Origin of the sequence: Streptomyces sp. NPDC090088 (genome assembly GCF_044747345.1) — a bacterium.
In the GTDB taxonomy this organism is placed as follows: Bacteria; Actinomycetota; Actinomycetes; order Streptomycetales; family Streptomycetaceae; genus Streptomyces.
The window spans coordinates 1,171,893-1,180,696 of the sequence record NZ_JBIVDZ010000001.1; the positions used below are offsets into that span (position 1 = coordinate 1,171,893).

The following is an 8,804-nucleotide window of genomic DNA, read 5'->3' on the forward strand; positions in this document are numbered from 1 at the left end:
ACTGTCGGGGAGACTGGGACGACTGATGCGGGACCATCTGCTTCGCCTGCGCACCACATGGGCCGACGACCTCGCAGCGCGGGTCTGCCACAAACTCAGACCCGAGACATGCCGTTCCGGCATGTTCCCCTCGTGGGTCGCGGATGACCAACTGGCGCTTGCCACCGTGCTGACCCGCATTGCCGCGGACGACATCGGATGCAGATCTCCGCAGACCATCGGTGATCGGCTCCGATCGGCCGGTCTCGTCCTCCCAGAGGTACCCGGATCGATGGTGGCCCGCGACCTCGTCATGCCTGTCCTGCGCATGGTTCGCAGTGAAGGCGTGCCGTGGGAACGGTGGTGGGACGTGGGCGGACTCCATGCCTTGCTGATCGAGTTGTGGGCGGGACGCCGACTGTCGACACACTCACCGGAGAAGGTCCGCGACGAACTCATGGCGGTCTGGAGTTTTGAGGACGACCAGTTTGTCGACACCGTCTTGGACAACGCGGAGGATCCCTTCGCTTTCCTGCCCCCGGATCTCCTGCACGAGTCCGCCACCGGCACGGCGAAGTCGTGCGCGCAGTTCCTGGTCACCAGAGGCTTGATGAAGATCACCCTCCCTGATGATTTTCTGAGCATAAGGCCGGGGCTGGCTGACAGGCCGGACCTCACGGAGGTCATGAAGCGCTGGCACCACCGCGTCGATCTGGAAGACACCCTGCATCGCGTTAGGGACCTCTCACCAGAACTCTTGACGGGTTTACGCAAGGACCTCGACGCGTGGGATGCCCAGATGGGGCAGCTGTTGTCTCTCCTCACAGCACATGAGCTCAAGCTGATCACGCCCATGATGGAGGATGAACGGTACGGAGAGGAGTGCCTTCGGGCGGGCGGGGGCATGCATCGAGCCGAACTGAGTTTGGAAGACGCTTTGTTGTGGCAACCGAATTCCGTCGCCCGGAACTCCTTGGTGCCCGACTGGATGTCCGAGGAAATCATTACGTGCGGAACCCGCTTTCTCCACAGACAGGCAGGTCCTCACCCCGTCTGGCTGGCCACAGCGGAGACGGACACGCATATGGCGGCAGTGCGGGAGTTGATGGAGCCGCCAACACGTTACGGCGTCGGAGTCGAGGACTACGGTGACGGTCTGAGGCTGTGGTTCGAGTTCCCTACGCTTCCGGCCGACCCCGACCCTCCGTTCCGGGCTCCGTACACCTACTCCCTCTCCTGGGTGGAGCACGCTTGGGAACTGCTGCATCTTGCGACCGTTGGTTACGCCCGCCTCTGCATCGTCCGGCTTGTCGGCGACGGTGAGCTCAGGGCTGTGGGCAGCATCCGGCTCGGCCTGCCGGAAGAGGTGCTCGCCCGGGCCAAGGAAGCCGCGATCGCGGCGCTCCGCAGGCTGGTCGGGGACGAGACGCGGACGATAAGGCAGAAGATCGCCTTTGAGGGCCACGATCAGGCCGCAGAGGTCGCCTTCCAGATCTGCGAAACGGCGAAGGGCGAGGACATTCATGACGAACTCGCCCTGGAGTCCGACGCCGCTGAGTACCAATCTTTCATGACAGCCGCACGTCACCTCGCCCGGGTACGGGCTCGACATGCCGCCGGGCAGCTCGACGGGGAAAGTTCATTGGAGGTGGGCGCTGAGTTGAAGGCCGCTGTCGAGAGCAGGCAGCGCACTCTGGAACTCCTTCGGGCCGCCACGGGGCGAGGGAACGGCATTGCGAGGCCGAGTGGCCATTCCGGCAAACCCTTGGTGGATGAACGAACGGCGTTCGTCCACCTCATCAACCGGTACGGAACACTTCAATTCGCGGTGTGCCGGACCCACGCGGGCCACCCGCGCTTCGATCTGGTCACGTGCGAGGAGTTCCCCCTCGTACCTCTGGCCATCGCGGTTGATGAATGGACACGGCAAGCACCGGATCACCCTCGACGTGTGTGGTACGACTACCTGGAGCAGTTGGTCGCCGAGTGCGGTGGGCTGGCACATGCCGTCATCGAGACGGTTTCGCCCCATGAAGTCCGTCGGTTGGTGCTCAGCCCCACGGCTCCGCTGGAGCTACTGCCTCTCCACGCGGCACCGCTTGACAGCACCCGCACCCCAAGCCTGACCGATGCCTTCGAGCAGGTGGTCTACGCCCCTACGGCTCGACTCGTGTCCGCCATCGAGAGTTCCCAGCGCCATGCGGCCGTGGTCGAGGTGTTGGTGGTGGCCCACGGCGGTGGTCACCTTCCCGGCCTCGAACCGATCGGCGGGCCACTCTGCGAAGCCGACGTGATCGCCGGTCTCCACGACAACGTGGAAGTTCTCACGAAGGAGGAGGCGACCCCGGACCGTGCTCTGCACATGATGTCCACGGCCCGCATCGTCCACGTGGCGGCACACGGCCTCACACATCCGAATCGCTGGGCTGCCGGACTCGCTCTGCACGGCGGTTCATTGGGGACGGCCATGCTCACTTCCAGTGAGGTCCTCGCAGACGGAACCTTCTCCAGTGTCGAGCTGGTAATCCTGAACGCTTGCAGAACGGGCACGCACGAAGGCACCGGTCGTACTGTGCAGACTCTGCGCAGCATCGAGTCCGCGTTTCTTGCCCGCGGCGCAAGAGCGGTGATCTCGACTCTGTGGGACATCACTGACCTGCAAGGCGTCGTCTTCTCCGCTGTGCTTCACGCGCACCTCAGCGTTGGCGCGGACTCCCACACCGCCTACGCCGACACCATCCGCTACCTACGTGAACACAGGTGGCGAGTGTCCTCGGAGGCAGGTCCGGTGTGCGCCGCCGAATCGGCAATCGACGCGATGCTTCCGGACTGGCGAAGCCACCTTGACCAACAGGTCGCCGACAACCCGCTGTTCTGGGCCGCATTCAAGATCACCGGAGTTGTCTGAGTTACATCTCTATACCGTTCCCTTTCAGCATGCTGTCAAGATCGGAGCTGCCCACGCCGGAGGTGTCGGGAAGGACGTGTCCGATGCCCGAGCTGCAAAGGTTGCCCCATTTCGTAGTGCGCCTGCCGGTGCGTCGATGTGTGAGACCGCGTTTGAGATCTGGTTGGGTGGCCTCTCGGAGGGTGCTCTAGGCTCGGCCAGGTGATCTTCGACAAGTTCCCCTTCGTCGGCGGCTTCAGGGAGCTGGAGTACGGCAGTCCGGACGGGCCGTCGATCCGAGCTGCAGCGCGCATGGCTGCGCCAGGGTATGAAGGCGATCTGGTTCGGTACCTGCGCGCCGGTACGGCCTTGGTCGCCACGCCTTCAGCTGTGCCTGACGTGCTGAGCGAGACTGGGGCGTTCATCAGAGGGCTGCACCTGCTCACAGACGGACAGTGGCTGTGGTACTCCGACCTGGCCCACTACGTGGAGCGCTACCACGTGGAGCTCGACCCGACGTTCATCGAGCACGCGCGAAGCAACAACTGGACTGTTCCGCAGGTCAGCAACGAGCACCTCGAAGCGATGGTGACGTCGCTCATCGGAGACGAAGGTGAGCTGGACTGATGTTGTCCCGCGCCTAGATATCAGGCCGAAGTTCGGGTCAACGGGCGTCGACGTGCCCGGGATACCGGCCCCACTCGGGTCAGGCGGCGAATCATGATGCCGATCATCGCCCAGCGGAGCATCGTCTCGGAGCGGGCGGGACTGGTCTCGTAATCGCGGGCCAGGCGTCGGTGGGCGGTGATCCACGAGAAGGTGCGTTCTACCGCCCACCGTTTCGACTGGACTTGGAACCCCTGCTGGTCGGGGTCTTTACGGACGATCTCCAGATCGCGGCCGAGCACGGTGGTGGTCCAATCGACCAGTCGGCCGGCGAAGCTCTGGTCCGCCCAGGTCTTCTTGACACCTTGGATGGTCGAGGCGGGTCCACAACAGCGGTCGACGCGCGCCGTCGCGGTCCTGGACACTGGCCGCGACGACGTGCACGGCCAGTAGTAGGCCGAGAGCGTCGGTGACGATGAACCGCTTACGGCCCTTGACCTTCTTGCCCGCGTCGAATCCCCTGGTGGCGGCGGGAACGGTGTCGGCAGTACGAACAGACTGCGAATCGATCAGGCCCGCGCTCGGCTCGGCGTTGCGGCCATCGGCTTCGCGGATCTGGCGGCGCAGGGCATCGTGGATGCGCTGGACCGTGCCGTCGTCGTGCCACCACGTGAAGTACCAGTAGACCGTCGGCCACGGCGCGAAATCCTTCGGCAGTTGCCGCCAAGCACAACCGGTCCGCACGACATAGAAGATCGCGTCCACGATCCGTCGCCGCGGATGCTTCTCCCTCCGCCCGCCCCTGGGCCCCACCCTCGCGGGCGGCAGCAACGACTCCACCAACGCCCACTGCTCGTCCGTCAAGTCGGACGGATACCCACCCCAGCACTGTTCACGGCATGCTCAACGACCGCACCTCCAACGGGCCACGGCAGATCTCAAACGCGGTCTGAGAACGCGGTTCCAAACACGGTGACCGTGACTTGCTCTACAGCGAGGGGTGGGTGGGTTTAGGTGTCCCAGGTCTCGGAGAAATCCCGTGTCGGGAGAGTGTCTGCACGATCTTCGGATCGATACGTTCTCGTCGGCGAGAACGAGAGCGGCAAGACGGCCACCATCGATGCGATCCGATCGAGGTTAATGCCCAAGTCAGCGGCGATGCTTTTGTGGGTCGCTTTGTGCTCGAACTCGTACGGGGTCACGGTATCGGCCTTGAACTTGTCCGAGTAGTCATTCATCGCCATCGGCGGTGCTCTCGCTTTTCTCCGGATCAAATAGATCCAGTATCAGCGCGTTCACCACTCCGGGGGAGACCCTGTGGGGATCGCCCACAGAGTGCTATTCGTCAGCCGACTCACGTTCAGCCGTAGCGAGTTCAACGCCTCGTACCCGGCGCAGCCAACGCGATAGGGCGTACAGACTGGCACCCGCGATGCCGCACGGTTCCCATATCTCCGTCGCCAGCGCTCCGAGTCCGTCACCGCCGACGATGTACACCGCCTGTGTGCCGACGGCCGTGGTGATGAAAGCGTTAGTGCGCGACGGGGTGCGCAGCAGCCAGTCGACGGGGCGCCAGGCAGGGCGGACAGTGTCTCGGGCGCGCATCTGCACTGCGGCAATGAGGAATCCGAATGCCAGTACAACCTGACGCTGAGGGGAGAAAGTGATGTCGTCCTCCGGTGCCCCTGCGAGGATAGCCGTCCATTCGTCATACAGTTGGTTTCGCCGCCGCCCTGCGACGCGCGCCGCAAGGTTGGCTGTCCGGCGGGCGGTGGGAGTCAAATCGTTCCGGACGCGCTCCTCGATAGTGAGTATATGCTGAAGCGCGTTCAATTCCTGACCGGCTGTGACGATACGGTAGACGCTAAAGCCGGGACTTAGTGGAATCCTTCTATTCGATGTGATGACTCCCTGGAAGTGGAAGCGAAGGAAAGCTGTGTGCGTGCGAGTGGTGAGTGAAAACAAGCCGGGACAGTTTTCGAAAAGTTGATTGCTTGATGTGCTGTCCAAAACGATGCCTTGGTCGGCCAGTTCTGCAAGCTGTAAAATGGCGCTTTCCATGTCACGTCTACTGGAGGCAGGCAGGGACAGGAGTTCGGCGCTAGCGAGAGCGCTGTATCGAACATTGAAGTGGTGCATCAGGTATTCCTCTGGAATCGTGACTCGCCGTTGAGGTCATGGACGAGGCGTACCGTCACGTGGTACGTCCCGCCAGTCCGAGTCCGAACCGGCGGGCTTTACGTGCTTCGAGGGCCTGCATCGACTGCTGCCGCCCGGCGCCGGTGAGTTCGTAGTACCGGCGGGCGGGCCGGCCGGGATGGGGCCCGGTCTCTTCGTGGCTGGTGATCCATCCCCGTTCGGCGAGCCGATCGAGGATGGGATAGACGGTGCCGGGTCCGAGGTCGGCGTCGCGGCAGATGCTCAGCCCCCAGGCGGGGCTGTCGTCTGTGGCGGCGAGCAGTGTCTCCAGGACGGCGATGGTCGGCTTGGTGAGCCGGATGTTGGCCATGCGCACCAGTGGAGCATGTATCGAGCACGACAGGCAAGCATGTATCGAGTACGAAGTTGCCTGGGTGGTCAATGTCTCCGGGCCGCCCCGGGCCATGCGATCAGCTAGGACCGAACGACACCTCATCCCAGCAGGTCAGCCCTGCCTATCTGTATGAAGCAGGCGACGTCCTGGACGCTGAGGCCCGCGCCAGGATGGTTCCGTCGAGTCGCAACCACTGGCTACTGCCGGCTTCGGCGGACGGATCGCTCGCATCGGGTGTCGTGCTGGTCATGCTTTCACCGTCGAATCTCTGAGCGTTCTCAACGTGGCCATTGGCCGGGCGACGGGCTAACGTCCCGCAACCCATGAAACTCCTGCGTTGTCAGGGGTGGTAGCGGCACGACCGGTGACCGGATCGAGAACACACTGGGGCGTGCCGCGCAGAGGGGATCTCGGCGGAGCGGAGCGTGGGGACGAGGCGCTGATGGCCGTCACGCACGAGCACTACGAGCTTGCTGCGGCCTCTCCGCAGTCGCTCCAGTGCATCCCGATACGCCGGGCGCTCGGCAGTGTGCAGCGCTTTGCGCCGGTCCGCGACGCCCGCGGTGCCATATCGCTGGACGATCAAGTCCCAACCGTGTGTCGAGTGCAAGGTCGGGCCGGGAGCGGCATCCGGCGAGCTGACACCGAAGCCCTTCAGCACGCGAGGTGCAAGGCTCCAGGTCTCTAACCAACCTTCAATCGCTGCCAGGCAAAGCCTCCAGGATTGCAGTCCTGGAGGCCTTCGTATGCCTGATCCCGCATCAGGGCAGCCATCCTGTCGCGGCTCGACCGAGAACGACTCGGAGGGTCTCCAGAGGAGCCCCGGCCCAATTGACACCGCCCCTGACCTCAGCCGACGCACAGCCGAGCAGGGGCAATTGCCTTTGGCTGGCCCTGAGCGACCCAGGTCGAACCGGGGTCGAATGAGAGCGGTTTCCTGCGACTTCCTCCGATCGCCTCTGCAACCCCACTTAGCAGGTCACAGCCGATCCGGCGTACAGCCCGACTCGTCTGCCTCTCAGCTTGCGCCGACTAGGCTCCTGCGACGCTGCTGAGAAAAGGGCTCCGCGGTCGGTGCCAAGAGACCGTCAGCGCCTCGTGAGCCCGGGGCAGGCGACGAACATAAGGCTCAACTCGCTCAGCACGTCCTCTCGGTGCTGCTGGGCGTCGGTCTCCTCTGCGGTGACGGTGCTGTTCATAGGCGCGATGTCATCGTTGACGCCGACGACGGCATCGCGTGTGGCGTAGTCCCCCCCCGATGGTGGGCGCGGTGCGCACGCCCCCTTCAGCGCACCGAAGGCCGGCCTTAGGAGCTCTCGGACGTCGACGGCGTGTCGCCCTTGTGCCCTGGCCACCACGTCGGGGCCGGGCCGAACGCCCGGCGGGCGGCCCGCACCGCCAGAGTGGCGAGGCCGGCGTTGGCGCCACCGCCGATGACAGCGCCGATACCGAACGGTGCCACTCGACCGAGAACGATGATTCCCTGCTTGGTGCCGTACTTCGTGATGAAGTTCTTCCCAAGGATCTTGTTGATCTGACGCAATGTCTCGGCGGGTACCTTGGCGACAACCTGACGTCCCCAGTGTTGCCCCGTGCGCTCGGCGACCTTGCCGATGGTGGTGGAGCCGGACCCGCCGAGCAGGACTCCCATCACGATCGTTCGGCGGCGCTCGACCTCGTCGATGGGGACTCCGTGGACTTCGGCGACCGAAAGCGCGAAGAGGGCGCTCAGCTCAAGGGACGAGAGAGCCTCGCCTGCCGACAGCGCCAGTGCCAGGCCCGTGCCCACGCCGGGCGCGGCTGCGGTTCCTCCCACCGCGGCACCCGTCCCGGTCAGGGCACTGACGTACATCCGCTCCAGGCTGCGGATCACCTGTGCCGGTGTGGCCTCTGCGTTCCGCTGGCGGGCACGGGCGATGTTCTTGCGCACCAGTGGGGTCTGGAGGTCGATCGCCCTGTCCAGGAGGTCGAGGACTCGCTGCCCGCGTACGGCTGCTTCCGGATCCGGTCCGTCGTGGGTATCCGTTGCCATGCCTTGGCCCCCCAGGTCGTACTGTGCCAACTAAAGGTGTCACTCAACCAGCCGTAGGGACCTTGCGCCAGATGAGCAGGCCATGTCCGGGGGAGCGCCGATGCAGCGGACGTCGACGGGCCGGACGGTCAGTAGCCCCACAGGGGAGGTGTTGCTGAGCGTGGTCATGAACGGAGTCCTCTACGAGTCGTGATCACGCGGGTGTATGAGTGGATTTCGCCTCGGGCGTAGGAGTCCAACTGGCCCAGGACGCACCGGATTCCGGGAAGGTCACAGCGCGTTGCCCAGACGTTCGATCAGCGCCCGGGCCGTCTCCTCGCCGCCGGCCACGGCACGTGCCGTGGTGATGGCGATGGCGATGGCGATGGTGCGAGGTATCCCTTGAGCGTCGCCACGGCGCGTCGGAGGGTGCCGGGGTCCGGTTCGTCTCGTGCGACCTCCGCACGGATGGTCGTCGCGAGATCCGACGCGTCCGCGCGGACGTCTGTCGGCACGCCTGTAGCGGACAGATGGCGCACGGCGTCGGCCACGGCTTAGGCGAGGGCCTCGAACCCCGGAGTGATCCTCTGGATGGACTGGTCGACATCAGCACCGTAGATCACCGGCCCCGGGACCTTGCCCACATTTCGATCACCGGTCTGACCGATCTTGTCGCCGAAGGGGCCCAGGGCACACCTTGCCGGTCGGGTCGATGGCGGCCTGCGGCAACCGCCCGTCGGATGGCGGCGGATGCGTGACCGTGCCTTCCGGTTCGCGGTCCCCCATTC

General features: G+C 64.7%; 5 protein-coding genes and 1 pseudogene. 2 read left to right on the forward strand and 4 right to left on the reverse strand.

The features are described from left to right. Window positions 1-25 precede the first annotated feature (25 nt). Window positions 26-2,887 carry a CHAT domain-containing protein gene (locus ACIPSJ_RS05175; RefSeq protein WP_401343550.1) on the forward strand — a complete coding sequence of 954 codons (2,862 nt, stop codon included), beginning with the start codon at window positions 26-28 and terminating at the stop codon, window positions 2,885-2,887. Between the two features lie 201 nt (window positions 2,888-3,088). After that, a complete protein-coding gene (locus tag ACIPSJ_RS05180; RefSeq protein ID WP_401343553.1) occupies window positions 3,089-3,493 on the forward strand; it encodes a hypothetical protein in 405 nt (134 codons plus the stop codon). A 20-nt stretch (window positions 3,494-3,513) separates the two neighbouring features. On the opposite strand, the pseudogene ACIPSJ_RS05185 reads toward ACIPSJ_RS05180, so the two are convergent. The 4 genes and pseudogenes from ACIPSJ_RS05185 to ACIPSJ_RS05200 form a co-directional block, all read right to left on the reverse strand. Next, window positions 3,514-4,336: pseudogene (locus tag ACIPSJ_RS05185) on the reverse strand (IS5 family transposase). A 474-nt stretch (window positions 4,337-4,810) separates the two neighbouring features. Then, window positions 4,811-5,533: a hypothetical protein gene (locus ACIPSJ_RS05190; RefSeq protein WP_401343556.1), complete on the reverse strand. Its 723-nt coding sequence runs from the start codon at window positions 5,531-5,533 to the stop codon at window positions 4,811-4,813. Window positions 5,534-5,666: 133 nt separating this feature from the next. Continuing rightward, window positions 5,667-5,981, reverse strand: coding sequence for a PadR family transcriptional regulator (locus tag ACIPSJ_RS05195; RefSeq protein ID WP_401343559.1), 315 nt, complete (start codon window positions 5,979-5,981; stop codon window positions 5,667-5,669). Window positions 5,982-7,311: 1,330 nt separating this feature from the next. Beyond that, window positions 7,312-7,935 carry a hypothetical protein gene (locus ACIPSJ_RS05200; protein ID WP_401343561.1) on the reverse strand — a complete coding sequence of 208 codons (624 nt, stop codon included), beginning with the start codon at window positions 7,933-7,935 and terminating at the stop codon, window positions 7,312-7,314. Window positions 7,936-8,804 lie beyond the last annotated feature (869 nt).